General features: G+C 68.6%; 21 protein-coding genes and 2 rRNA genes. 9 read left to right on the plus strand and 14 right to left on the minus strand.

Translation table 11 applies throughout. From position 1 onward, the window contains the following. Window positions 1-35 precede the first annotated feature (35 nt). Window positions 36-3,158: ribosomal RNA gene (locus ACLGIH_RS17830) — 23S ribosomal RNA — on the plus strand. A gap of 87 nt (window positions 3,159-3,245) precedes the next feature. Next, window positions 3,246-3,362 (plus strand): 5S ribosomal RNA (rrf, locus tag ACLGIH_RS17835). 61 nt (window positions 3,363-3,423) lie between these two features. On the opposite strand, the gene ACLGIH_RS17840 is transcribed toward rrf, so the two are convergent. Together ACLGIH_RS17840 and ACLGIH_RS17845 are read right to left on the minus strand one after the other, a co-directional pair. Further along, window positions 3,424-4,101 (minus strand): response regulator, encoded by a 678-nt coding sequence (locus ACLGIH_RS17840; RefSeq protein WP_416526228.1) that lies wholly within the window; start codon window positions 4,099-4,101, stop codon window positions 3,424-3,426. Then, complete coding sequence (locus ACLGIH_RS17845) at window positions 4,098-5,372, minus strand: sensor histidine kinase (RefSeq protein WP_416526229.1); 1,275 nt, start codon at window positions 5,370-5,372, stop codon at window positions 4,098-4,100. The genes ACLGIH_RS17840 and ACLGIH_RS17845 overlap by 4 nt, the downstream gene beginning before the upstream one ends. Window positions 5,373-5,592: 220 nt before the next feature. On the opposite strand from ACLGIH_RS17845, the gene ACLGIH_RS17850 reads away from it, so the two are divergent. After that, window positions 5,593-6,132, plus strand: coding sequence for a GNAT family N-acetyltransferase (locus ACLGIH_RS17850; RefSeq protein ID WP_416526230.1), 540 nt, complete (start codon window positions 5,593-5,595; stop codon window positions 6,130-6,132). A 10-nt stretch (window positions 6,133-6,142) separates the two neighbouring features. Here ACLGIH_RS17850 and ACLGIH_RS17855 read toward each other — a convergent pair whose 3' ends face one another. The 6 genes from ACLGIH_RS17855 to ACLGIH_RS17880 all read right to left on the minus strand — a co-directional run bounded on the left by ACLGIH_RS17855 (window position 6,143) and on the right by ACLGIH_RS17880 (window position 13,297). Continuing rightward, window positions 6,143-7,666 carry a type VI secretion protein gene (locus tag ACLGIH_RS17855; RefSeq protein ID WP_416526231.1) on the minus strand — a complete coding sequence of 508 codons (1,524 nt, stop codon included), beginning with the start codon at window positions 7,664-7,666 and terminating at the stop codon, window positions 6,143-6,145. Window positions 7,667-7,684: 18 nt separating this feature from the next. After that, on the minus strand, window positions 7,685-9,097 hold the full coding sequence (locus ACLGIH_RS17860; protein ID WP_416526232.1) for an ATP-binding protein: 1,413 nt from the start codon (window positions 9,095-9,097) through the stop codon (window positions 7,685-7,687). 12 nt (window positions 9,098-9,109) lie between these two features. After that, window positions 9,110-10,669 (minus strand): SCO6880 family protein, encoded by a 1,560-nt coding sequence (locus ACLGIH_RS17865; RefSeq protein WP_416526233.1) that lies wholly within the window; start codon window positions 10,667-10,669, stop codon window positions 9,110-9,112. After that, a complete protein-coding gene (locus ACLGIH_RS17870; protein ID WP_416526234.1) occupies window positions 10,666-12,012 on the minus strand; it encodes a RodZ family helix-turn-helix domain-containing protein in 1,347 nt (448 codons plus the stop codon). The genes ACLGIH_RS17865 and ACLGIH_RS17870 overlap by 4 nt, the downstream gene beginning before the upstream one ends. Continuing rightward, window positions 12,002-12,784: a DUF8175 domain-containg protein gene (locus ACLGIH_RS17875; RefSeq protein ID WP_416526235.1), complete on the minus strand. Its 783-nt coding sequence runs from the start codon at window positions 12,782-12,784 to the stop codon at window positions 12,002-12,004. Before ACLGIH_RS17875 ends, ACLGIH_RS17870 begins: the two co-directional genes overlap by 11 nt. 204 nt (window positions 12,785-12,988) lie before the next feature. Next, window positions 12,989-13,297, minus strand: a complete 309-nt coding sequence (locus tag ACLGIH_RS17880; RefSeq protein ID WP_004000049.1) for a hypothetical protein — start codon at window positions 13,295-13,297, stop codon at window positions 12,989-12,991. 537 nt (window positions 13,298-13,834) lie between these two features. Between ACLGIH_RS17880 and ACLGIH_RS17885 the strand changes: the two genes are divergently transcribed. After that, the gene (locus ACLGIH_RS17885) at window positions 13,835-14,779 is read left to right on the plus strand and encodes a C40 family peptidase (RefSeq protein ID WP_416529413.1); all 945 of its coding nucleotides are present in this window, start codon (window positions 13,835-13,837) and stop codon (window positions 14,777-14,779) included. A 218-nt stretch (window positions 14,780-14,997) separates the two neighbouring features. After that, window positions 14,998-15,720: a phosphatase PAP2 family protein gene (locus tag ACLGIH_RS17890; protein ID WP_416526236.1), complete on the plus strand. Its 723-nt coding sequence runs from the start codon at window positions 14,998-15,000 to the stop codon at window positions 15,718-15,720. A 10-nt stretch (window positions 15,721-15,730) separates the two neighbouring features. Here the strand turns inward: ACLGIH_RS17890 and ACLGIH_RS17895 are convergent, their stop codons facing one another. Together ACLGIH_RS17895 and ACLGIH_RS17900 are read right to left on the minus strand one after the other, a co-directional pair. Beyond that, window positions 15,731-17,281, minus strand: coding sequence for an FAD-binding oxidoreductase (locus ACLGIH_RS17895; protein WP_416526237.1), 1,551 nt, complete (start codon window positions 17,279-17,281; stop codon window positions 15,731-15,733). Window positions 17,282-17,561: 280 nt separating this feature from the next. Continuing rightward, window positions 17,562-17,738 (minus strand): hypothetical protein, encoded by a 177-nt coding sequence (locus tag ACLGIH_RS17900; RefSeq protein WP_416526238.1) that lies wholly within the window; start codon window positions 17,736-17,738, stop codon window positions 17,562-17,564. A gap of 88 nt (window positions 17,739-17,826) precedes the next feature. On the opposite strand from ACLGIH_RS17900, the gene ACLGIH_RS17905 reads away from it, so the two are divergent. After that, window positions 17,827-18,675 carry an SCO4651 family lipoprotein gene (locus tag ACLGIH_RS17905; protein ID WP_416526239.1) on the plus strand — a complete coding sequence of 283 codons (849 nt, stop codon included), beginning with the start codon at window positions 17,827-17,829 and terminating at the stop codon, window positions 18,673-18,675. Between the two features lie 71 nt (window positions 18,676-18,746). Beyond that, window positions 18,747-18,932: a hypothetical protein gene (locus ACLGIH_RS17910; RefSeq protein WP_416526240.1), complete on the plus strand. Its 186-nt coding sequence runs from the start codon at window positions 18,747-18,749 to the stop codon at window positions 18,930-18,932. A 14-nt stretch (window positions 18,933-18,946) separates the two neighbouring features. On the opposite strand, the gene ACLGIH_RS17915 is transcribed toward ACLGIH_RS17910, so the two are convergent. Further along, a complete protein-coding gene (locus ACLGIH_RS17915; protein ID WP_416526241.1) occupies window positions 18,947-19,291 on the minus strand; it encodes a metal-sensitive transcriptional regulator in 345 nt (114 codons plus the stop codon). Window positions 19,292-19,569: 278 nt separating this feature from the next. On the opposite strand from ACLGIH_RS17915, the gene ACLGIH_RS17920 reads away from it, so the two are divergent. Together ACLGIH_RS17920 and ACLGIH_RS17925 are read left to right on the plus strand one after the other, a co-directional pair. Next, on the plus strand, window positions 19,570-20,190 hold the full coding sequence (locus ACLGIH_RS17920) for a DUF47 domain-containing protein (RefSeq protein ID WP_416526242.1): 621 nt from the start codon (window positions 19,570-19,572) through the stop codon (window positions 20,188-20,190). A 9-nt stretch (window positions 20,191-20,199) separates the two neighbouring features. Continuing rightward, window positions 20,200-21,198 carry an inorganic phosphate transporter gene (locus ACLGIH_RS17925; RefSeq protein ID WP_416526243.1) on the plus strand — a complete coding sequence of 333 codons (999 nt, stop codon included), beginning with the start codon at window positions 20,200-20,202 and terminating at the stop codon, window positions 21,196-21,198. A gap of 205 nt (window positions 21,199-21,403) precedes the next feature. Here ACLGIH_RS17925 and pstB read toward each other — a convergent pair whose 3' ends face one another. Genes pstB through pstC form a run of 3 tightly spaced genes read right to left on the minus strand, consistent with a single transcriptional unit; the run spans window position 21,404 to window position 24,306 of the window. Continuing rightward, window positions 21,404-22,180, minus strand: a complete 777-nt coding sequence (gene pstB, locus ACLGIH_RS17930; protein WP_416526244.1) for a phosphate ABC transporter ATP-binding protein PstB — start codon at window positions 22,178-22,180, stop codon at window positions 21,404-21,406. Between the two features lie 57 nt (window positions 22,181-22,237). After that, window positions 22,238-23,305: a phosphate ABC transporter permease PstA gene (pstA, locus tag ACLGIH_RS17935; protein WP_416526245.1), complete on the minus strand. Its 1,068-nt coding sequence runs from the start codon at window positions 23,303-23,305 to the stop codon at window positions 22,238-22,240. Next, window positions 23,302-24,306 (minus strand): phosphate ABC transporter permease subunit PstC, encoded by a 1,005-nt coding sequence (gene pstC / locus ACLGIH_RS17940; RefSeq protein WP_416526246.1) that lies wholly within the window; start codon window positions 24,304-24,306, stop codon window positions 23,302-23,304. The genes pstA and pstC overlap by 4 nt, the downstream gene beginning before the upstream one ends. Between the last annotated feature and the right edge of the window lie 133 nt (window positions 24,307-24,439).

A 24,439-nucleotide genomic window follows, 5' to 3' on the forward strand; every position in this document is an offset into this window, starting at 1 on the left:
TGTTTGAGAACTGCACAGTGGACGCGAGCATCTGTGGCCAAGTTTTTAAGGGCGCACGGTGGATGCCTTGGCACCAGGAACCGATGAAGGACGTGGGAGGCCACGATAGGCCCCGGGGAGTCGTCAACCAGGCTTTGATCCGGGGGTGTCCGAATGGGGAAACCCGGCAGTCGTCATGGGCTGTCACCCGCTGCTGAACACATAGGCAGTGTGGAGGGAACGCGGGGAAGTGAAACATCTCAGTACCCGCAGGAAGAGAAAACAACCGTGATTCCGGGAGTAGTGGCGAGCGAAACTGGATGAGGCTAAACCGTATACGTGTGAGACCCGGCAGGGGTTGCGTGTACGGGGTTGTGGGATCTCTCTTCCACGGTCTGCTTACCGTGGGACGAGTCAGAAACCGTTGATGTAGGCGAAGGACATGCGAAAGGTCCGGCGTAGAGGGTAAGACCCCCGTAGTCGAAACGTCAGCGGCTCGTTTGAGAGACACCCAAGTAGCACGGGGCCCGAGAAATCCCGTGTGAATCTGGCGGGACCACCCGCTAAGCCTAAATATTCCCTGGTGACCGATAGCGGATAGTACCGTGAGGGAATGGTGAAAAGTACCCCGGGAGGGGAGTGAAATAGTACCTGAAACCGTGTGCCTACAAGCCGTGGGAGCGTCGCTGATGGGCTTGCTCATCAGTCGTGACTGCGTGCCTTTTGAAGAATGAGCCTGCGAGTTTGCGGTGTGTTGCGAGGTTAACCCGGGTGGGGTAGCCGTAGCGAAAGCGAGTCCGAATAGGGCGTTTTTAGTAGCACGCTCAAGACCCGAAGCGGAGTGATCTAGCCATGGGCAGGTTGAAGCGGAGGTAAGACTTCGTGGAGGACCGAACCCACCAGGGTTGAAAACCTGGGGGATGACCTGTGGTTAGGGGTGAAAGGCCAATCAAACTCCGTGATAGCTGGTTCTCCCCGAAATGCATTTAGGTGCAGCGTCGTGTGTTTCTTGCCGGAGGTAGAGCACTGGATAGGCGATGGGCCCTACCGGGTTACTGACCTTAGCCAAACTCCGAATGCCGGTAAGTGAGAGCGCGGCAGTGAGACTGTGGGGGATAAGCTCCATGGTCGAGAGGGAAACAGCCCAGAGCATCGACTAAGGCCCCTAAGCGTACGCTAAGTGGGAAAGGATGTGGAGTCGCAGAGACAACCAGGAGGTTGGCTTAGAAGCAGCCACCCTTGAAAGAGTGCGTAATAGCTCACTGGTCAAGTGATTCCGCGCCGACAATGTAGCGGGGCTCAAGCGTACCGCCGAAGTCGTGTCATTCACATATTAGCCCCAACGGGTGTGTGGATGGGTAGGGGAGCGTCGTCTGCCGGGTGAAGCAGCCGCGTAAGCGAGTTGTGGACGGTTGACGAGTGAGAATGCAGGCATGAGTAGCGATACAAACGTGGGAAACGTTTGCGCCGATTGACTAAGGGTTCCTGGGTCAAGCTGATCTGCCCAGGGTAAGTCGGGACCTAAGGCGAGGCCGACAGGCGTAGTCGATGGATAACCGGTTGATATTCCGGTACCCGCTGTGAAGCGTCAAACACTGAGCATCGTGATGCTAAGGCCGTGAAGCCGTCGTGTGCGTCTTCGGACAAGCACGGAGTGGTGGAGCCGCCGAACCAAGCGGTTAGTAGGTGAGTGATGGGGTGACGCAGGAAGGTAGTCCATCCCGGGCGGTGGTTGTCCCGGGGTAAGGGTGTAGGACGTCAGGTAGGTAAATCCGCCTGGCAATAGTCTGAGACCTGATGCCGAGCCGATTGTGGTGAAGTGGATGATCCTATGCTGTCGAGAAAAGCCTCTAGCGAGTTTCATGGCGGCCCGTACCCTAAACCGACTCAGGTGGTCAGGTAGAGAATACCGAGGCGTTCGGGTGAACTATGGTTAAGGAACTCGGCAAAATGCCCCCGTAACTTCGGGAGAAGGGGGGCCATTTCTGGTGATGAGTCTTGCACTCTGAGCTGGGGGTGGCCGCAGAGACCAGCGAGAAGCGACTGTTTACTAAAAACACAGGTCCGTGCGAAGCCGTAAGGCGATGTATACGGACTGACGCCTGCCCGGTGCTGGAACGTTAAGGGGACCGGTTAGTCACTCTTCGGGGTGGCGAAGCTGAGAACTTAAGCGCCAGTAAACGGCGGTGGTAACTATAACCATCCTAAGGTAGCGAAATTCCTTGTCGGGTAAGTTCCGACCTGCACGAATGGCGTAACGACTTCTCGACTGTCTCAACCATAGGCCCGGTGAAATTGCACTACGAGTAAAGATGCTCGTTTCGCGCAGCAGGACGGAAAGACCCCGGGACCTTTACTACAGTTTGATATTGGTGTTCGGTTCGGCTTGTGTAGGATAGCTGGGAGACTGTGAAGCTCGCACGCCAGTGTGGGTGGAGTCGTCGTTGAAATACCAGTCTGGTCGTGCTGGATGTCTAACCTGGGTCCGTGATCCGGATCAGGGACAGTGTCTGATGGGTAGTTTAACTGGGGCGGTTGCCTCCTAAAGGGTAACGGAGGCGCCCAAAGGTTCCCTCAGCCTGGTTGGTAATCAGGTGTTGAGTGTAAGTGCACAAGGGAGCTTGACTGTGAGACCGACGGGTCGAGCAGGGACGAAAGTCGGGACTAGTGATCCGGCGGTGGCTTGTGGAAGCGCCGTCGCTCAACGGATAAAAGGTACCCCGGGGATAACAGGCTGATCTTCCCCAAGAGTCCATATCGACGGGATGGTTTGGCACCTCGATGTCGGCTCGTCGCATCCTGGGGCTGGAGTCGGTCCCAAGGGTTGGGCTGTTCGCCCATTAAAGCGGTACGCGAGCTGGGTTTAGAACGTCGTGAGACAGTTCGGTCCCTATCCGCTGTGCGCGTAGGAGTCTTGAGAAGGGCTGTCCCTAGTACGAGAGGACCGGGACGGACGAACCTCTGGTGTGCCAGTTGTCCTGCCAAGGGCATGGCTGGTTGGCTACGTTCGGGAGGGATAACCGCTGAAAGCATCTAAGCGGGAAGCCTGCTTCGAGATGAGGACTCCCACCCACTTGATGGGGTAAGGCTCCCAGTAGACGACTGGGTTGATAGGCCAGATATGGAAGCCGGGTAACCGGTGGAGTTGACTGGTACTAATAGGCCGAGGGCTTGTCCTCAGTTGCTCGCGTCCACTGTGTTGGTTCTGAAACCACGAACAACCCGCCCATGTTTGGGTAGCTGGTTGGTTGTTTGTTTCATAGTGTTTCGGTGGTCATAGCGTAGGGGAAACGCCCGGTTACATTCCGAACCCGGAAGCTAAGCCTTACAGCGCCGATGGTACTGCAGGGGGGACCCTGTGGGAGAGTAGGACGCCGCCGAACAATTTTTGGGAGAACCCCGCACCGGAAACGGTGCGGGGTTTTCTGCGTTTAAGAGACTTTTTCAGGACGGCTGCACCAGCTTGGTGTCGTACGCCAGGATCACCGCCTGGATGCGGTCCCTGGAGCCCGTCTTGGCCAATATGCGGCCCACGTGGGTCTTCACCGTCGACTCGGCCAGGTGCAGACGGGTCGCGATCTCCGTGTTCGTCCAGCCCTGGCCGATGACCGTGAGGATTTCGCGCTCCCGGTCCGTCAGTGGTGCCAGTCGAGGGTCGTCCGGCGGTGCGGTGTCCGTGCCCGCGGCCGTCTGTGCCGGCAGGTGCTGGGCGTAGGCGTCCAGCAGGCGGCGGGTCAGGCTGGGGGCCACCACGGCGTCTCCCGACGCCACCGCGCGGACGCCGGACAGGAGTTCCTCCGGCTGGGCGTCCTTCACCAGGAAGCCGGAGGCGCCCGCGCGGAGGCCGGCGTGGGCGTACTCGTCGAGGTCGAAGGTCGTGAGGATCAGAACCCGGGTGCGGTCCCCGGAGGCGACGATGCGGCGGGTGGCCTCGATGCCGTCGAGGCCGGGCATGCGGACGTCCATCAGGACCACGTCGGGGTGGAGTTCGGACGTCTTCCGGACGGCCTCGCTGCCGTTGGCCGCCTCGCCCAGCACCGTCATGTCGTCCTGGCTCTCCAGGAGCATCCGGAAGCCGAGGCGTTGCAGCGGCTGGTCGTCGGCGATGAGGACGGTGGTCACTGCGGTGTTTCCTCCGGGAGGTGAAGACGGACGCGCCAGCCCTGCTCGGGCAGCGGACGTGGACCGGCCTCAAGTGTGCCGCCGTACAGGGCGGTCCGCTCCCGCATTCCGGGAAGTCCCCGGCCGCCGGTCGGGGCGACGGGTCGGCCGCCGCGGCCGGTGTCGGTGATGGTGAGCGTGACGGCGCCGCCGTCCTCGTAGGAGAGGTCGATGTCGGCGGTGGCGCCCGGGCCCGCGTGTTTGAGGGTGTTGGTCAGGGCCTCCTGGATGACGCGGTAGACGGCGAGCTGGCGGCCCGCGGGGAGGTCGGCGTGGCCGTGGACGGCGGCGCGGACGGGGAGGCCTGCCCGGCGGACGCCGTCGATGAGCGGGTCGAGGTCGGTCAGGGTCGGCTGGGGGGCCAGTTCGGCCTTGGGCCGGTCCTGCGGGTACCGCCCGCCCCGTCGGTCCCCCTCGTCCTCGCGCAGGACGTCGAGGAGGCGGCGGAGTTCGTCCAGGGCCTGGCGGCTGGTGTTGCCGATGGCGTCCAGGGCTTGCGCGGCCCGCTCGGGGGACTTGGCGGCGGCATACCGGCCACCGTCGGCCAGGCCCGTGATGACCGACAGGTTGTGGCCGATGATGTCGTGCATCTCGCGGGCGATGCGGGCGCGTTCCGCGGCGGCGGCGAGCTGGGCCTGCTGGTCGCGCTCGATCTCCAGGCGGCGGGCGCGGTCCTCGAGGGCGGCGGTGTAGTTCCGGCGGGTGCGGACCGTGACGCCGATGAGGGCCGCCACGGTGATGGACATCAGCTGGGCGCCGATCTGCTGGTCCCAGGACTGCTCGCCGTGCCGGGCGACCATGACGAAGACCGGGGTGAGCACGAGTGCCGTCGCCCACCACAGGGAGCGCAGCGGCAGGCGCAGGGCGATGTGGAAGACGACGAGCAGCTGGAGCATGGCCGCCTGGAGGACGGCCCCGGTCCAGGCGTTGACGAGGGCGACCGGGGCCATGGCGAGCAGCACGGCCCCCGGGTGGCTGCGGCGCCACAGGAGGGGGATCGTGAAGCCCAGGCTCATGGTGAGGACGAGCCAGGCGGGAACGTCGAGGTTGTGGGCGATGTGGCGCCAGCCCCCGCCGGCGTAGTCGATGAGGGCGGCCGTCAGCCAGAAACCGGTGAGGTGCAGGTCCCACAGCAGCGGGTGGCGCCGGTCGAAGGCGCGCACCCGATGGCTGATCCGCTGTATGTACTCGGTGAGGGGCTCGGCCGAGCGGTCTTCGGTCACGGCGTCCATGGTGACGGGTGCGCGTGTCCTACGTCCCGCCGCTTCTGCGTCGCCGCCGCCGATCGTCGGCCGGCCGCCGGTGAGGTCGTATGCCTGGTCATGCTTCGATGCTCGCCACGGAGCCGGCCGCGCGCGTCGGACCGCGGTCCGTATAGGGGATGAGCGGTGTCGTACCCGGGTACTACGGTGGCCCGCATGACCCCTGACCCGCGCCGTGTCTCCGCACCCGGTGACTACGATCCGCGCCGTCCGCGCCGAGGAGTGGCCCGCCGTGCGCGAGTTGCGGCTGCGGGCGCTGCGGGACCCGGTGGCGCACCTGGCCTTCCTGGAGACCTACGAGGCGGCGGCGGCACGGCCCGAGTCCTACTGGCAGGAGCGGGCGGCCCGGGCTGCCGAGGGGCAGCCGACGGCGCAGCAGATCATCGCCGAGGGGCCGGGCGGCCGGTGGCTGGGGACGCTGACCGTGCTGATGGAGGAGGCCGGTACGACGGACTGGGCCGGGTTCCCGGTCGAGCGCCGGCAGGGGCATGTGGTCGGCGTGTTCGTACGGCCCGAGTGGCGGGGGAGCGGGCTGACCAAGGCGCTGTTCGACGCCGGGCTGGAGTGGGCCTGGGGGCGTGGCGCCGAGAGGGTGCGGCTCATCGTGCACGAGGCCAACGGGCGGGCGCAGGGGCTGTACCGGAAGGTGGGGTTCGCGCCGAGCGGGGTGACGGTGCCGCTGGCGGACAACGCCGGGGAGGCCGAGCTGGAGTTCGTCCTCGACCGGTGAGGCGGTGCGGCTAGACCGGCAGTTCGTCGTGTGGCCAGCGGGCGCGGCCCTGTTCGCGGGACCGGAGCAGGGCCAGGGTGGGCAGTCCCCGGTCCGCACCTGAGGCCAGCAGTTCCGGCAGCTGGGGGAGGGGAGCCACGGCGGCGACGTCGTCCAGGACGAGGGTCAGTGGTGGGTCGAGCCGACCGGAGGATGACCGTTCGGCCATGCGCCGGCCGCGCTCGACCACGCTTGCGACGAGTGCCGTCAGCAGCGGCATCGCGCCGGGGTTCGTCCGGGGGTCCTCGATGGACTCGCCCACCACGTAGAGGCTTCCCCCTTCGTGGACGAAGGAATCCAAGGCAAGGGCATCTGTTCGATTGGGAGTGCACGCCTCGCGGACATTGACCGTGGAGAGGGCGAGCAGTGCCCGGGCCGTCAGCTGGTGGGCCATGTCCCGGCGTTCGGGGTGGGCGGTCAGGGCCGCCTCGAGTTCGCCGGCGGCGCCGGGGGCGGCCTTGGGGTTCGTACGGAGGATGCGTACGGCGTCCTGGACCTGGCTGCCCTGGGACCAGCGGTGCACGTGGCGGACGGTGCGGCCGTCGACGGCGGCGGCGTGCAGGTAGCTGCGGAGCAGGGTTTCGGCGGTGTCGCCGACCGCTTGGTCGAGTTTGGCGGTGGGGCGTACGGGGGTGAGGAGGGCGGCGGCCCGGTGGGTGGCCGTCTGTTTGTCCTCGCAGCCCGCGGTGGGGGACCAGTGCAGGCGGGACGGGGTGTCGCAGAGGTGGGTCGGGTCGTAGAGGTGGACGGGGCCGAGTTTGGCCCGGGCGTCCTTGGTGTCCTGCCAGAGGGCGGGGTTCGAGGTGAGGACCAGGGCGGGGCCCTCCGCGTCCTGCAGGGCCTGGGTCGCGGTGGAACGGCGGGTGTCCGGTGGGCCGTAGTGCACCGAGGCTTCGGTGCGGTGGGCTTCCCACCCGCCCAGCCGTCTGCCCTCGGGCACAGTGGTCGGGGGCTCGGGCTCCTGCTGGGGTGCCGTCGCCGTCTCCCGCTGCGGTGCCCTGGGAGTGGGTACCTCGTGCACCACTTGCGTCGGCTCCTGCTCCTGCTCCTGCTCCTGCTCCGGTGCCGGTGCCGGTGCCGGTGCTTGCGCCTGCCCCGGTGTCTCCACCACGGCCTTCGCCGCTTCCGCCCGCCTCCGCTGCCGTACCGCCCTCCAGCGGGCCAGCGTGCCCAGGGCGAACACCGTCAGCACGACCAGCACCATCAGCTGGCCGATGAGCAGGCCCCAGAACAGCCCGTACCCGGAGAGCCCGGCCGCGGGCGCGTCGGGCCAGGCGCCGGGGATGTCGTGGGGCTCGGCGATCAGGCGGCGCATGGCCAGCGGGGTGCGGGCGAAGGTGACGCCGGCGGGCCAGGAGCCGTGGGCGAACAGGCCGGCGAGGCCCGTGGCCGTCCAGACCAGCACGGTCATGCCGAGGAGGAACGCGAGTATGCCGACCAGCAGGCCGTCGGGGATGCCGCCCTGGCCGTCGCGGCGCTGGTCCTCCGGTCTCATGCGTTCCTCCCCCGCGCCCTACGCCACCGTCGATTCGGACGAGTCGCCGAGGTGCTGTTCGACGAAGGCCGCCGCCCGCTCCTCGGCCTCCAGCTCGGCGGCGCGCAGCGCGTCGTCGGCGAGGTCGCTGGACGACTCGGTCATCGCGCGGTCGGTGAAGACCAGCGGGCGTTCGGTCTCGGTGACCAGGTGTTTGACGACCTGGACGTTGCCGTTGACGTCCCACACCGCGATGCCCGGGGTGAGGGTCGGGATGATCTCCACGGCCCAGCGGGGCAGGCCCAGCACCTTGCCGGTGGCCCGTGCCTCGTCGGCCTTCTGGGCGTAGATCGTCCGGGTCGAGGCCATCTTGAGGATCGCCGCCGCCTCCCTCGCCGCCGCCCCGTCGACGACGTCCGACAGGTGGTGCACCACCGCCACGAAGGACAGGCCGAGCCGGCGCCCGAACTTCAGCAGCCGCTGGAACAGCTGCGCCACGAACGGGCTGTTGATGATGTGCCAGGCCTCCTCGACCAGGAAGATGCGCTTCTTCCGGTCGGGGCGGATCCAGGTGTGCTCCAGCCAGACACCGACGATCGCCATCAGGATCGGCATGGCGATGGAGTTGCGGTCGATGTGGGACAGGTCGAACACGGTCAGCGGCGCGTCCAGGTCGATGCCCACCGTGGTCGGGCCGTCGAACATGCCCCGCAGGTCACCGTCGACGAGCCGGTCCAGCACCAGGGCGACGTCCAGTCCCCAGGCCCGTACGTCGTCTATGTCGACGTTCATCGCCTCGGCCGACTCCGGCTCGGGGTGCCGTAGCTGCTCGACGATGTCGGACAGCACCGGCTGGCGCTCGACGATGGTCTCGTTGACGTAGGCGTGCGCGACCTTCAGCGCGAAGCCGGAGCGTTCGTCCAGCCCGTGCCCCATGGCGACCTCGATGATGGTCCGGAGCAGGGCGAGCTGACCGGTCGTGGTGATCGCCGGGTCGAGGGGGTTGAGCCGGATGCCGTGGTCGAGGGCGGCCATCGGGTCCAGACGGATGGGCGTTATGCCCAGTTCCTGGGCGATGAGGTTCCATTCGCCGACGCCGTCCTCGCCCTGGGCGTCGAGGACGACGACCTGGCGGTCCTTGAAGCGGAGCTGGCGCAGGACGTACGTCTTCTCCAGCGCCGACTTGCCGTTGCCGGACTCCCCGAGGACCAGCCAGTGCGGGGCGGGGAGCTGCTGGCCGTACATCTGGAAGGGGTCGTAGATGTAGCCCTTCCCGGAGTACACCTCGCGTCCGATGATGACGCCGGAGTCGCCGAGGCCGGGCGCGGCGGTCGGCAGGTAGACCGCCTGGGCCTGGCCCGTGGAGGTGCGGACCGGCAGGCGGGTGGTCTCCACCTTCCCGAAGAGGAAGGAGGTGAAGGCGTCGGTGAGGACGGACAGCGGGTCCCGCATCAGGCTCAGCCCCTACCTTCGGATGCCGGTGGCGAACGGAAGTGTGTTCACGAAGGCGCGGTGGTGCTCGCGGTCGCACCACTCCAGTTTCAGGTACGACTTTCCGGCCGAGGCCCTTATGGTCCGCTTGTCGCGTGCCAGCGCCTCGGGGGAGCGGGAGGAGACGGTGATGTAGCCGACCAGGTTGACGCCCGCGGCCCCGCTCGCGAGGTCCTCGCCGCGCTGGTCCAGGCGGCTGTGGGCGGCGATGTCGCGGGGGTCGACGGTGCGGTTCATCTTGGCGGCGCGGGAGGCCTCGGCGGCGTCGTTGGTCTTCTCGGTCAGCATGCGCTCGATGGCCACCTCGGTGGGTTCGAGGTCCATCGTCACCGCGACCGTCCGGATGACGTCCGGGGTGTGGACGAGGAGGGGGGCGAGGAAGTTGACGCCGACGGGGGTCATCGGCCACTCCTTCACCCAGGCCGTGGCGTGGCACCAGGGGGCGCGGGTGTTGGACTCGCGGGTCTTGGCCTGGAGGAAGACGGGCTCGGTGGCGTCCAGCTCGGCCGGCCAGGCGTTGCGCTTGGTCATCGCCTGGATGTGGTCGATCGGGTGGTCCGGGTCGTACATGGAGTGGATGAGGGAGGCCAGCCGCCCCTGCCCGAGGGGCTGCCGTACCCGGATGTCGGCCTCCTGGAGGCGGGAGCAGATGTCGGTCAGCTCACGCGCCATGACCACGGCGAGCCCCGCGTCGCGGTCCAGCTTGCGGCCGTGCTGCGGCCGGGCCGCCCGTGCCATGGCGTGCGCCTCGGCGGCCAGCTCTCGGGTGTAGTGCATGCAGGCGACGAGGTAGGCGCGGTGCTGCTCGCTGCTGGTGGACACCATCGACTGCAACTGCTCGTACGACTGCTGCAGCCAGGGCAGGGACCGGTCGTCCCCGCGGACGGCGACGTCCTTGGCATGGGCGTCGGGGTCGGCGGGGAGGGTGCGGGCGAGCATCTGCAGGCGGGTGACGAAGCCGTCGCCGTTGGCGACGTGCTTGAGCAGTGTGCCGAAGCGGTCGACCAGCGCCTCCTGGTCCTCGGAGTCGCGCAGGCCGACGCCGGGGCCCTCGATCTCGATCGCGGCGGTCACCGTCTTGCGGTCGGCGTGCAGCAGTACGGCGATCTCGTCGGGCCCGAACGGCGCGGACAGCCAGGTGATGCGGCCGATGCCGGGCGGCGGGCCGACCTCGATCTCCCGCCCGTCGAGCCGGGTGCCGGCCTCGATGACGCCGGAGCGGTAGGTGGCCCCCTGCCGGAGGGTGCGCTTGTAGCTGCGGTTGATCTCGAACCACTTGTAGAACGTCCGCTGCTTGTACGGCACGTAGACCGCCGCCAGCGCGAGCATCGGGAAGCCGGCGAGCAGCACGATGCGCAGGGTGAGGACGGGGACGAGGAGTCCGCACATCATGCCGAGGAACGCGCCCACGACGATGAGCGCGATCTCGCCGGTCTCGCGGTTGCGTCCGACGATCGCGTTCGGCCGGGCGCGGCCGATCAGATATGTACGGCGGGGCGTGACCGGATGGGACACGTGGGACTCGGTCGTCAACGCCCTTCACCTCCCGTGCGGTTGGTACTGCTGTTGCGGGTGCTGCTGGCGTGGGGGGTGTTCACCGGGCTGCTCGCCGGGCCGGCGGAGCGCGGTGCGGGTGCGGCGGAGGGGACAGATCCGCCGCCGCCGTTCGAGGATCGCGCGCTGTGCGCGGCGACGCCGCTGGAGGCGGGGTTGCTGGGGCGGGGTGCGGCGGAGCCGCTGTCCTGGGCCTGGTGGCTGCGGGAGCTGTGGGTCTTGATGCCCTGGGCGACGAGGGTCGCCGGGGAACTCATGACCGCGGCGGCCTTGCTCTCGGCGCCCTGCATGATGCGGTTGTTGCGGGAGCCGGCGATCTCGTCGCCGAAGCCGGGGACGAAGCGGTAGATCATCGCGGACGCGAAGATGGCGAGCAGGATGATCGCCAGGCCGGAGACCACGGCGGAGAACGCGTCCGGCCCGTCGTCGGCGGACAGCGCGCCGGCGAGGCCCAGCACGATGACGATGACGGGCTTGACGAGGATCACGGCGATCATGATCCCGGCCCAGCGGCGGACGTGTCCCCACAGGTTCTTGTCGACCAGTCCGGCGTAGACGACGGTGCCGAGCAGGGCGCCGACGTAGAGCAGGGCGGCGCGGATGACCAGCTCCAGCCACAGGACGCCGGCGGCGAGGATCGACACGAGGGAGACGACGATCAGCATGATCGGCCCGCCGCCGATGTCCTCGCCCTTCTCCAGGGCGGCGGAGAAGGTGCCGAAGAAGGTGTCGGTCTGGTCGCCGGTGGCCTTGGCGAGCACGTCGGTGACGCCGTCGGTCGCCGACACGATGGTGTAGAGGATCAGCGGGGTGAAGGCGGAGGCCAGGACGGTCAGCCAGAGGAACCCGATCGCCTCGGAGACGGCGGTGGTGAAGGGGACGCCACGGACGGCTCGCTTGGCGACCGCCAGCAGCCAGAGGAGGAGGGTGAGGATCGTCGAGGCGGCGAAGACGACGGCGTACTGCTTCAGGAACGTGGGGTTGGTGAAGTCGACCTCGGCGGTGTCCTGCACGGCGGCGCTGAGCTTGTCGATCGTCCAGGCGGCGGCGTCGGCACAGCCCTTGGCCAGGGAGGAGAGGGGGTCGAGGGCGGAGGTGGGGTCGTTGAGGGGGGTGGTGCTTCCGCCGCCGCCGGTGCCGCCGCCTTCGCCGCGCTCGCAGTAGTCCTTGGCGGGGCCGACGATGAGGTCACAGTTGTCGTCCGAGGGTGTCGGCGACGGTGTGGGGGCTGCCGCTGCGCGGGTGGCCAGCAGCACGGCCGAGGCCTGGACCGCGGTGAGGACGGCGGCGGCCCCGAGTACGCGGCGCGGGTTACCGGGCATACGTGAACCCTCCGTACTCCTTGACGGCCTTGGCCATCTCGTCGGCGTTGGACGCCTTGTTGTCTCCGGGGACAGGCGCGGGGCCGTCCTTCTGGGAGAAGCTGTCGACCTTCCAGTCGTTGTCCACCCAGCGCAACTGGAGCGTCATGGTGAACCAGTCGCTGGTGACAGGATTGGTCGACTTCTCACCGGCAGTGCCGAACACCCCCGTGCACCAGACCTCGACGGTGGCGGTGGTGTCGGAGTAGCTCGTGACCTTGGTGCCGATGGGCATGGTGCGGGAGACGTAGGTGCCGCCGCCCGTCGCATTGCCGTTCTCATCCAGGCCGATGCTGTTCAGGAACTCCTTGGTGTACGCCCTGTCGAACTTGTCCGCGAGGGCGGCCTGCTTGTCGGCGACGAACACCTGCTGGACGAGTTCGGCCCGGCGGACAGGCTGGAGGATGTCCGCCGAGACCAAGGCCACGGCGTAATTGGCCGCCGCGCTCTGGGCCCCCTGCTCGTCCCGTGAGAAGCCCGACTGCACCGGTCGTTCCCCGGTCGGGGCGGTCGCCGCCGTTTCCGGCTTGTCGGCCGCTTCCGTGCCCGTTGCGGAATCGTCTCCTCCACGATTCGCGAAGGCGATCGCGGCGATCAGCAGGACGACCACGCCGACCACCGTGACCAGGCTGCGCGACGACGTCCGGCCGGTTCTGCGCGGTTCGCCCTCGGGCAGGCGGGTACGCGTCTGGCCCGTGCCGCCGTAGCCCTGGTGCTCGTCTCCGAGACTCATGCCGCGTACGCCCCCTCCACGTCGTGCGGAAACTGCTGGTGTCCCATGCCGTAGTAGTACGACGGTAGCCGTGCTGGTTCCCGCGCGGGCGCGGTGTGGTGACTCGACATCAGGGAAACGCAACCTCAGCCGGGGGGCACGACGGGTGGGTGGGAGGGAGGGGACCGGGCGCGCCCGGGCTGGACCGACGCGTGGCGGGGCCGGCTACACGGCCATGCCGTACACGATGGTGAACAGTGTGCCGAGCGAGCCGATGATGAACACGCCCGTCAGCCCGGCGATGATGAGGCCCTTGCCCTGCTCGGCACTGAAGGTGTCGCGCAGGGCGGTGGCGCCGATGCGCTGCTTGGCGGCGCCCCAGATGGCGATGCCCAGGCAGATGAGGATGGCGACCGCCATCACCACCTCGATCATCACCTTGGCCTCGTTGCCCAGGCTGCCGAAGGGGCCCCAGTCCGGAGCGATCCCGCCGATGATGGTGTTGATGTCTCCCTTGTCGGCCGCAAAGAGCATGTAAGTCACCGCCCCTGTTGGGTAGTTCCGCATCCTCTGCGGACGTGCAGAGGTCAGGCCTCATTCTCGCCGACAATGACGCCGACGGATGTCGACTTGGCGTCATTGATGGGCGGGTTTCGTACGAATACCTTGCCACCGGTCCGCGCCGGGCCCTCGAGGGGTGGCGCGGAGCGGTATGCAAAGAGTCGTATGGTCACTCTGTGTATCACGGCAGGTTACGCCGGGCAATGAGGCTGGAGCGCAACCTGCCGTACGGCTGCGTCGTTGGGCCCTCCTGCGCACTCTGACGGTCCGTCGTGACGATGGGTGTGGATGACGTGGTGTTGCCACCTTCGGTGGGATGGATGCGCCCCTCGGGGGTGGTGACTCACCGTCAGGGTGACCGGGTGGTGGCGCGTGCCCGTGGCGCGCGGTGAAATGGCGTCACTCTCGCGGTAAAGAGCCTTGGACGGTGCGTCAATGGGGGAAGGTTGAGCAGTGCGCAAAGTGTGGGTGGTCGGAGGCGCTGCGCTCGGGTTGGGCCTGAGCTTCGTCATGCTGCTCGTCATCGGGGTCTACGTCGTCGCCGGGAACCTCGCGAACGGGGTGGGCGGCGGGGCCAGGAAGCTGGCCAAGGGTGCCGTGCCGGCCGAGTACAGCGGCCTGGTGCAGAAGTGGGGCAACCTCTGTCCCGCCATCAGCCCCGCGCTGCTCGCCGCTCAGCTCTACCAGGAGAGCGGCTTCAACCCGAGGGCGCAGAGTCACGCGGCGGCGCAGGGCATAGCGCAGTTCATCCCGGGGACGTGGGCTGCGCACGGGATCGACGGGGACGGTGACGGGGACCGTGATGTGTGGGATCCGAAGGATGCGATTCCATCGGCGGCGTCGTACGACTGCACGCTCGCCTCGTACGTGAAGGACGTTGGCGGGGATCTGACCGAAAACATGCTGGCCTCCTACAACGCAGGCGCCTACGCGGTGATCAAGTACCGGGGTGTCCCGCCGTACAAGGAGACGCAGAACTACGTCAAGAGGATCCGCGCCCTGGAGAAGAGCTTTGCCGCGCCCGTCGGGCGGGTGGATCCGTCGGAGCAGGCGGCCGGGGCCATCGCGTATGCGCAGAAGAAGCTGGGGACGCCGTATCTGTGGGGTGGCAACGGCACGGCTGAGCAGGGCGGACGGTTCGACTGCTCGGGGCTGACCAAGGCCGCGTACGAGAGTGTGGGGATCAAGCTGCCGCGGGTCGCCAATGATCAGTACAACGCGGGGCCGCACCCGGACCGGGACGAGCTGCTGCCCGGGGACCTGGTGTTCTTCTCCGACGATCCCTCCAATTCGCGGGCGATCCGGCATGTCGGGATTTACGTAGGCGGGGGATACATGATCGATGCGCCGCGTCCGGGGGCGGTCATCCGGTTCGACCCGATTGACACGCCGGACTACTTCGGGGCCACCCGGGTCACCGAGGATGGCGCGAAAGCACTGCCCACCGGGGTGTGAACCGAGCGTGAAGCATCCCCCTGAGCTGCGATGACGAGTCTCTCTTCGATAACGTCTGCGTGATCATTCAGTGGAGTGTGGAACGTATCAACGGGGACCGTGCGTTCCTGTTGTCGTAGGTGTGCGGACCGAGCGGATCTACAACCACGGGGGTGGCAGGAGAGCGGCGTACACAAAGGTGCGCCGAGGAGACAGTGAGGACGAAGGGGCCGCAGCACATGGCTGGACTCGCCGAATCCGGGTCGAACCCCGACGTCGAGCTGCTCTACGACATCAATGGCCTGGCCAAGGACGCACCGCACTGGTTCGACCGGGTCATGGAGTTCGTGGGCGAGTACGGACTGCTTCTCGCCATGGTGCCGATGGTGCTGTGGTGCTGGTGGACCGTGCGGCGCCGGGGCGGCGAGGAGGCCGCGGCATCCGTGGCCGCGCTGGTGTGGGTGCCGCTCGCCGCGGGGATCGCGGTGCTGGTCAACGTGCCGATACGGGGCTTCGTCGAGCGGCCCCGGCCGTTCGTCGACCACCAGGGGCTGGAAGTCCTCGTCGCCGGCAAGGACGACTACTCCTTCGTGAGCGATCACGCCACGCTCACCATGGCGATGGGCGTCGCGCTGTTCGTCGCCAACCGGAAGTGGGGCATCGTCGGGATCGTGCTGGGCCTGCTCGGCGGGTTCTGCCGGGTCTACATGGGCGTGCACTACCCGACCGACGTCATCGGCGGCTTCGCGCTCGGTACGGCGGTGGCGCTGCTGCTGTCCCCGGTCGCCGCGGCCCTGCTGACGCCGGTGATGAAGGCCATCGAGCGATCGCCGCGGGTGGGGTGGCTGATCAGCGCGCGGGGGCGAGCCTCGCACGGGGGGCGGGACGCCGTGATCCCGGATGCGCGCACGGAGCAGGACGCCGAGTCCGTCGGGTCGGAGCAGCGGGACCTGGCCGCGTAGCGCGCTCGCTTCACAGCGCTTGCGGGTAGGTGAAGAGGCGGTCCGGGTCGTACCGCCTCTTCAGCTTTGCCAGGCGGGCCGCCGCGTCCCCGTAGTACGCCTTCCGCCAGTCGGTCAGGGACGGATCGGTGTAGTTCTGGTAGGCGGCGCCCGACGCGTGCGGGCGCATCGCCCGGTGGGCGGACGACAGCCAGGACCGCGCGGTGGTCCCGCCGCTGCCGGCCCGCCAGGAGACGAGGTACTGGGCGAGCATCCGGGAGCGCCGGTGCACGAAGGCGGTGGCCGTCGGCGGGACGCGGTTGACCGCGCCGCCCAGCGCCGTGAGGGCGATGCTGCCCGCGCCGCCGCGTACCGAGCGGACCTGGGAGAGCAGGGCGCGGATGCCGGCCGCCGACAGCGGACGGTCGAAGAAGTCCGAGCGGGCCGCGTACGTCTCCCGGGCCAGCGCGCCCTGCGGTGAGCGGCCCGGGGTGGTGCCGGGCAGGTGGCAGTGGGCGTCGGTGGCGAAGGAGGAGCAGCCGGCGTACACCTCCATCGCCTCCTGGTAGGTGCGGCGCCTGAGGGAGACGCCGCTCGCCGGGGCACCGACGCGGTCGGCGAGGCGGTCGACGGCGTTTCGCAGCTCGCCGTGGGTGCCGAGGGAGAAGGCGGCGACGGAGACGGTCGGGGTGCGGCCGGGGGCGCTCGACAGATGGAGCGACGACCAGATCTCGTCGGGCTGGGCGGGGCCCCAGTCCTGCCAGGCGCGTACGACCGCGGCGGCCTTCGACCAGGGCCAGGTCAGGTGGGCCGAGACTGCCTGGGGAGCGGGGTGGGTCGCGAAGCGCAGCTCCGTGACGACGCCGAAGTTGCCGTTGCCGGCGCCGCGCAGGGCCCAGAACAGGTCCGGGTGCTCGGTCGCGTTCGCGGTGAGTTGCCTGCCGTCTGCCGTGATCAGCGTCGCCTGGGTGAGGCTGTCGCAGGTCAGGCCGTAGGCGCGGGAGACGACGCCGTGGCCGCCGCCGAGGGTGAGGCCCGAGATGCCGACGGTCGGGCAGGAGCCGGCGGGGAGGGTGACGCCCTTGGCGGCGAGGGTGCGGTAGACGTCGATCAGCTTGGCGCCGGCGCCGACGACGGCGGTGTCGCCGGAGGCGCGGACGCGGTTCAGCTTCGAGACGTCGATGATCAGGCGGTCGTCGCCGGAGGACCAGCCGGCGTAGGAGTGGCCGCCGTTGCGGATGGCGGGGCGGATGCCGTGGGCGCGGGCGTAGGAGAGGGCGGTGCGGATGTCGTCGGCGTGGGCGACATAGGCGACGGCGGCGGGGCGGAGGGTGTCGAAGCGGGTGTTGTAGAGGCGGCGGGCGGTCGGCCAGCCGGCGTCGCCGGGGCGCAGGAGGGGGCCGTCGAGGGAGCGGGCGAGGGCGGCCCAGGTGGCGGGGGCGGAGGAGGCGGCGTGGGTGAGGGGGGTGGTGGTGTTCTCGGCGTCGTCGTGTCGGCTGCTTCCGGTGGCGTCGCAGGCGGCCGTCGCCGTTGCCGCGAGGGCGGCGGCTGCGGTCCCGCCGATGAATGTGCGCCGGTCCATGTGCGCTCCCGTTGTCTCCCGCGTGGAACGAGACGGGGTGGTGCGGGTGGGGGTTCCATGGTGCGGGTCGGGGTTCCATGGTGCGCGGCGGGTGGGGGTGGTGGCGAGGGGTCTGCGCCGCCCGGTGTCGTGGGTGGGGGGGGCGGGGTGTTGCGCGGCCCGGCGGGACGGGGCGTCTTCCCTCAGTGGGGCCCAGCGCCCGGCCGTGCCGCCCTGGGGCACCCACGGGCCGTCGTTCAGGCACCGGGGAAGGCACGGCAGCCCCCGGCCGGGGCCGGGGTCAGGGCAGGTCGCCGGTGTGGGTCTCGGCGTCCGTGCGGGCCAGGCTTCTCGCCCTGCGGGCGGGACCGTGCCAGCCGCAGGTGCAGGTGGCCAGGCAGAAGGGGCCTCGCTCGATCGTCGTCGTGCTGTGTTCCGGGAGGTCCCGGGGGAGTTCCAGACCGTCCTGCTGCGCCACGGCGACCACGTTACCGGGGTCGCCCGGCCGTCGTTAACCGGGCGGCAGGGGGCCCGGAACGGACGTGACGGCTGGGGGTAGGCAGGCGATGGGTTGGGCGAGGGTGAGGGGCACCGGCGTGGTGGCGGGGGTCGTGGCCTGCGTCGGGCTGGGGGTGTGCGGATGTTCCGGTGACGGTGCCGTCGCCGCCCAGGACGGTCGGGGACAGGATGTGGTCGACGTACTGCACCGGGCCGCCGGCCGGCTCGTCGAGGCCGGCAGCTCGAAGGCGCGTACGTCGATGGAGATGGCCAGCGGCGGGACCCGGGTGACCATCCGGGGCGAGGGGGTGTACGACTTCGGCAGGCGGCTCGGCCGGCTGACGGTGCTGCTGCCGCAGGACCCGGCCGGGAAGAGCGACCAGCGGCCGATCACCGAGCTGCTCGCGCCCGGCGCCCTGTACATGAAGAACCGCGGGGCCGGCGTGCCGGACGACAAGTGGGTGCGGGTGGACACCACGACGCTGTCCGACGGCAATCTGGTCACCGGCGGAGCGACCGACCCGCTCGCCGCCGCCGAGGTGCTGCGCGGGGCGCGGACGGCGACGTATGTCGGCACGGCCGAGGTCGCGGGGACGGAGGTGCGGCACTACCGGGGGACCGCCGACCTCGCCAGGGCGGCGAAGGCCGCCTCGGACGGCAACCGGCAGTCCCTCGCGGCGGCGGCGAAAGGGTTCGCCACCGCGCAGGTGCCCTTCGACGTCTACCTGGACGACGAGGGCCGCATCCGCAAGATCAGGCACCGGTTCAGCTTCGTCAACGGCGAGCGGGAGGGTACCGTCGCCGTGGCCTCCACCACGCTGCTCCACGACTTCGGCGCCCCCGTCGCCGTACGGCTGCCGGACGAGGACGACATCTACGCCGGCAAGATCGCCGAAGCGCCGGATGTCAAGAACTAGCCCGTCCGTGCCATGCGCGGTGTGTAGACCGCTCCCTACTCTAGGAAGTCGGTGACGGCAGAGACGAGGTGATGCGCGTGGCTCCGGTCGGCGGTACGGCAGTTCAGGACCACGTGGCCCTCGCCGAGATCGAACTGTGCGGTGAACTGATCATCGCGGCCTCGGCCGCCCGTGAGCGCCTGAGTCTGGAGAGCATCGACGAGGTGCTCAAGGTGGCCGAGGAACGGGCGCGGGAACGCGGCGCCGAGCGGCGCTAGGACGGCGACGAGGTTCAGGTGCGCAGCAGCCGGCCGATCGCCTTCGTCGCTTCCTCCACCTTCGCGTCGATCTCGTCGCCGCCCTTGACCGCGGCGTCGGCGACGCAGTGGCGCAGGTGCTCCTCCAGGAGCTGCAGGGCGAAGGACTGCAGGGCCTTGGTGGAGGCGGAGACCTGGGTCAGTATGTCGATGCAGTAGACGTCCTCGTCGACCATCCGCTGCAGACCGCGGATCTGGCCCTCGATGCGGCGCAGCCGCTTGAGGTGCTCGTCCTTCTGCTTGTGGTAGCCGTGCACACCGCGGTCGTGGTCGGTCACCACGGGGGAGGGCGCACCCGCGCCGGCCTCGGTGGTCGTCATCGCGTCCTCCTGGTTGTGCAGATCGCGGACAGAGAGCGGGACAGAAAACGGGATGGGCAGCGGGGTGGGTAGCGGGACAGATGGCCGGACATATACCCCTGCCGGGTATATCGTAGCGAACTTCGCGGGGTAGGGGGTCCTTGGCCCCGGGGCCTCGGACCGCCCCCCTGCTCATCACTCTGCCTGATGGGCGACACTGGTGGACGGCCCGTTAGCCGTGGCCGGATGATGCGCCTAGCATCAGCCTGACCGAAACCGATGCACCCCGAGGACCACACGTGCGCTTTCGTCTGACCCCCAGGGAGACGAGCTTCTACGACATGTTCGCCGCGTCCGCGGACAACATCGTCACGGGCTCGAAACTCCTGATGGAACTGCTCGGGGCGGACACCGCCGGCCGGGCCGAGATCGCAGAGCGTATGCGGGCCGCGGAACACGCCGGTGACGATGCCACGCACGCGATCTTCCACCAGCTGAACTCCTCGTTCATCACGCCGTTCGACCGCGAGGACATCTACTCCCTCGCTTCGTCCCTCGACGACATCATGGACTTCATGGAGGAGGCCGTCGACCTGGTCGTCCTCTACAGCATCGAGGAACTGCCCAAGGGCGTCGAGCAGCAGATCGAGGTGCTGGCGCGGGCGGCGGAGCTGACGGCGGAGGCCATGCCGAACCTCCGCACCATGGACAACCTCACCGAGTACTGGATCGAGGTCAACCGGCTGGAGAACCAGGCCGACCAGATCCACCGCAAGCTGCTCGCCCACCTCTTCAACGGCAAGTACGACGCGATCGAGGTCCTCAAGCTCAAGCAGATCGTGGATGTCCTGGAAGAGGCGGCCGACGCCTTCGAGCACGTGGCGAACACGGTGGAGACCATCGCGGTCAAGGAGTCCTGAGGCGCGTCCATGGACACCTTCGCTCTGGTCGTGACCATCGGGGTCGCGCTCTTCTTCACGTATACGAACGGCTTTCACGACTCGGCCAACGCGATCGCGACGTCCGTCTCGACGCGGGCGCTGACGCCTCGCGTGGCGCTGGCGATGGCGGCCGTGATGAACCTCGCCGGCGCGTTTCTCGGCTCCGGGGTCGCCAAGACCGTCAGCGAGGGACTGATCGAGACGCCCGAGGGTTCGACGGGCATGGGCATCCTGTTCGCCGCGCTGGTCGGTGCGATCGTCTGGAACCTCATCACCTGGTACTTCGGTCTTCCCTCGTCCTCCTCGCACGCGCTGTTCGGCGGCATGGTGGGCGCGGCCCTGGCCGGGGGGACGTCTGTCTACTGGCACGGAGTGGTCGACAAGGTCGTCATTCCGATGTTCGTCTCGCCGGTGGTGGGTCTGCTCGCCGGTTACCTGGTCATGACGGCGATCATGTGGATCTTCCGACGGGCCAATCCGCACAAGGCGAAGCGGGGCTTCCGCATCGCGCAGACGGTGTCGGCGGCGGGCATGGCCCTCGGGCACGGTCTGCAGGACGCCCAGAAGACGATGGGCATCGTGGTGATGGCGCTGGTCATCGCCGATGTCGAGGACTATGGCGATCCGATTCCGGTGTGGGTGAAGATCGCCTGTGCGGTGATGCTGTCGCTCGGTACGTACGCCGGTGGGTGGCGGATCATGCGGACCCTGGGGCGGAAGATCATCGAGCTGGATCCGCCGCAGGGGTTCGCGGCGGAGACGACGGGGGCGTCGATCATGTTCGGCTCGGCGTTCCTGTTCCACGCGCCGATCTCCACGACGCATGTCATCACGTCGTCGATCATGGGGGTCGGGGCGACGAAGCGGGTGAACGCCGTGCGCTGGGGTGTCGCCAGGAACATCATCCTGGGGTGGTTCATCACGATGCCGGCGGCCGCGGCGGTGGCCGCGCTGTCCTTCGGGATCGTGAAGCTGGCGTTCCTGTAGCGCGGGGTTGCCGGCGGGCGTCCGCGCCGGATGACCGGCGTCGTGGCCGGGGCGGGGTGTTGCGCGGCCTGCGAGCGCCTGCCACCCCTGGGCCCGGAAGGGGCGCCCGGACGACACGAGAAGGCCCGCCTCCGGGAGCCGGAGGCGGGCCCTGTGCCTCGCGGTGGCACCGCCATGCAGCACCGCGAGGGGAATGAAGGGCGGCTCAGCCGAAGCGGCCGGAGATGTAGTCCTCCGTGGCCTGCACCGACGGGTTGGAGAAGATCCGCTCCGTGTCGTCGATCTCGATCAGCTTGCCGGGCTGCCCGACCGCCGCCAGGTTGAAGAAGGCCGTACGGTCCGAGACCCGCGCCGCCTGCTGCATGTTGTGCGTCACGATGACGATCGTGAAGCGTTCCTTCAGCTCGCCGATCAGGTCCTCGATGGCGAGGGTGGAGATCGGGTCCAGGGCCGAGCAGGGCTCGTCCATCAGCAGGACGTTCGGCTCGACCGCGATCGCCCGCGCGATGCACAGGCGCTGCTGCTGACCACCGGACAGGCCCGAGCCGGGCTTGTTCAGGCGGTCCTTCACCTCGTTCCAGAGGTTCGCCCCGCGCAGCGACTTCTCCACCACGTCGTCCAGCCGGGACTTCTTGTACTTGCCGTTCAGCCGCAGACCCGCCGCCACGTTGTCGTACACCGACATCGTCGGGAACGGGTTCGGGCGCTGGAACACCATGCCGACTTCGCGCCGCACGGCCACCGGGTCGATCGCGGCGCCGTACAGGTTCTCGTCGTCGAGCATGACCTTGCCCTCGACGCGCCCGCCCGGCGTGACCTCGTGCATCCGGTTGAGGGTGCGCAGGAAGGTGGACTTGCCGCAGCCGGACGGGCCGATGAAGGCCGTCACGGAGCGGGGCTCGATGGTCATCGAGATGTCCTCGATGGCCAGGAAGGAGCCGTAGTAGGCGTTCAGGCCGCTGACATCAATGCGCTTGGCCATGTGGATCACTGCTTCTTTCGAGTACTAGTCGCTGACGATGTGTTCGCCGTGGCCGCGTCAGCGACCGGTGTTCGGGGCCTTCCAGCGGGCGATGCCGCGGGCCACCAGGTTGAGGATCATGATGAACGCGATGAGCGTCAGGGCCGCCGCCCAGGCGCGGTCGTACGCCGCGCCGGAGCCGCCGCTGTTGGCGTACTGCAGGTAGATGTACATCGGCAGCGACGCCTGCGGGTCCTGGAACGGGTTGGTGTTGATGAAGTTCGTGACCCAGACCAGCAGCAGCACGGGGGCCGTCTCGCCGGTGATACGGGCGATCGCGAGCATCACACCGGTGGTGATGCCGCCGATCGACGTCGGCAGGACCACCTTCACGATGGTCCGCCACTTCGGCACGCCGAGCGCCAGGGACGCCTCGCGCAGCTCGTTCGGGACGAGCTTGAGCATCTCCTCGGTGGAGCGGACCACCACCGGGATCATCAGGATCGTCAGGGCCAGCGAGCCGGCGAAGCCGGAGGGCCCCATGTTCATCATCAGGATCCAGACACTGAGGATGAACAGACCGGCGACGATCGACGGGATGCCCGTCATGACGTCGACGAAGAAGGTGACGGCCTTGGCGAGCTTGCCGCGCCCGTACTCGACGAGGTAGATCGCGGTCAGCACACCGATCGGCACGGACATCAGGGTGGCGAGGCCGACCTGCTCCAGGGTGCCGAGGATGGCGTGGTAGATGCCGCCGCCGGGCTCGGTGTCGGCGACCACGCCCATCGAGTGGGTGAGGAAGTACGCGTCGAAAACCTCCGTACCGCGCTTGACGGTCTCCCAGATCAGGGAGAGCAGCGGAATGACGGCGACGATGAACGCGACCCAGACCAGGCTGGTCGCCGTCCGGTCCTTGGCCTGCCGGCCGCCCTCGACGCGGGCGGAGATGCCGTACGAGCCGACGACGAACAGCGCCGCGGCGATCAGCGCCCACTGGATGCTGCTGTCCAGACCGGCCACGGTGCTGATGCCGAGGCCCGCCACGATCGAGCCCGCGGCGACCGCCCAGGCGAACCACTTGGGCAGGGTCGCGCCGCGCAGCGAACCGCGGCGGCTGTGGTCGGTGAGGGATGCGTTGCTCATGCGTTGGCCCCCGAGTACTCCTTGCGGCGGGCGATGATCATGCGGGCCGCGCCGTTGACCAGCAGGGTGATGACGAAGAGCACCAGACCGGAGGCGATCAGCGCGTCCCGGCCCATCACGGTGGCCTCGTTGAACTTGCTGGCGATGTTCTGGGCGAAGGTGCCGCCGCCCGGGTCGAGCAGGCTGGCACTGATGTCGAAGCTCGGGGAGAGCACCATGGCGACGGCCATCGTCTCGCCGAGGGCACGGCCGAGGCCGAGCATGGAGGCGGAGATGACGCCGGAGCGGCCGAACGGCAGCACGGACATGCGGATGACCTCCCAGCGCGTGGCGCCGAGGGCCAGGGCCGCCTCCTCGTGCATCTGCGGGACCTGCCGGAAGACCTCGCGGCTCACGTTGGTGATGATCGGCAGGATCATGATCGCGAGCAGGATGCCGACGGTGAACAGCGAGCGCGGGGCGCCGCCGTGCCACTCGAAGACGCCGGTCCAGCCGAGGTAGTCGTCCAGCCAGCCGTAGAGGCCGTCCATGTGCGGTACGAGGACGAGGGCGCCCCACAGGCCGTAGACGATGGACGGCACGGCGGCGAGCAGGTCGACGACGTACGCGATCGGGCCGCCCAGCTTGCGCGGGGCGTAGTGGGTGATGAAGAGGGCGATGCCCACCGCGATCGGGACCGCGATGACCATGGCGATGATCGACGACACGACCGTGCCGAAGGCGAGCACCGCGATGCCGAACTCCGGCGGGGAGCCGCTGGGGTTCCACTCGAAGCTGGTGAAGAAGTTCGCCTCGTTCTCGCTGATCGCGAGCGTGGCGCGGTAGGTCAGGAAGGCCGCGATGGCGGCCATGATCACCAGTACCAGGATGCCGGACCCGCGGGAGAGCCCGACGAAGATCCGGTCACCGGGGCGGGTGGCGCCGCGCGGGGCGGGCTCGCCCTCGGTCACGGATGGCTGGGGTGTCTGGGGAGCTTTGGTGGTCTGTGTCGATATGTCCATCGGGTTCTCCGGTCTGCGGAGCCGCGTCGTGCGCGACGGCGGCTCGGGCGGAGCCGTCCGCATGACGGGAGGCTCCTGGCGGCGGTGCACCGGACGGTGCGGTCCGGCTCCCCGCTGGGGGCCGGACCGCACG

This window comes from Streptomyces hamibioticus (genome assembly GCF_047946815.1).
In the GTDB taxonomy this organism is placed as follows: domain Bacteria; phylum Actinomycetota; class Actinomycetes; order Streptomycetales; family Streptomycetaceae; genus Streptomyces.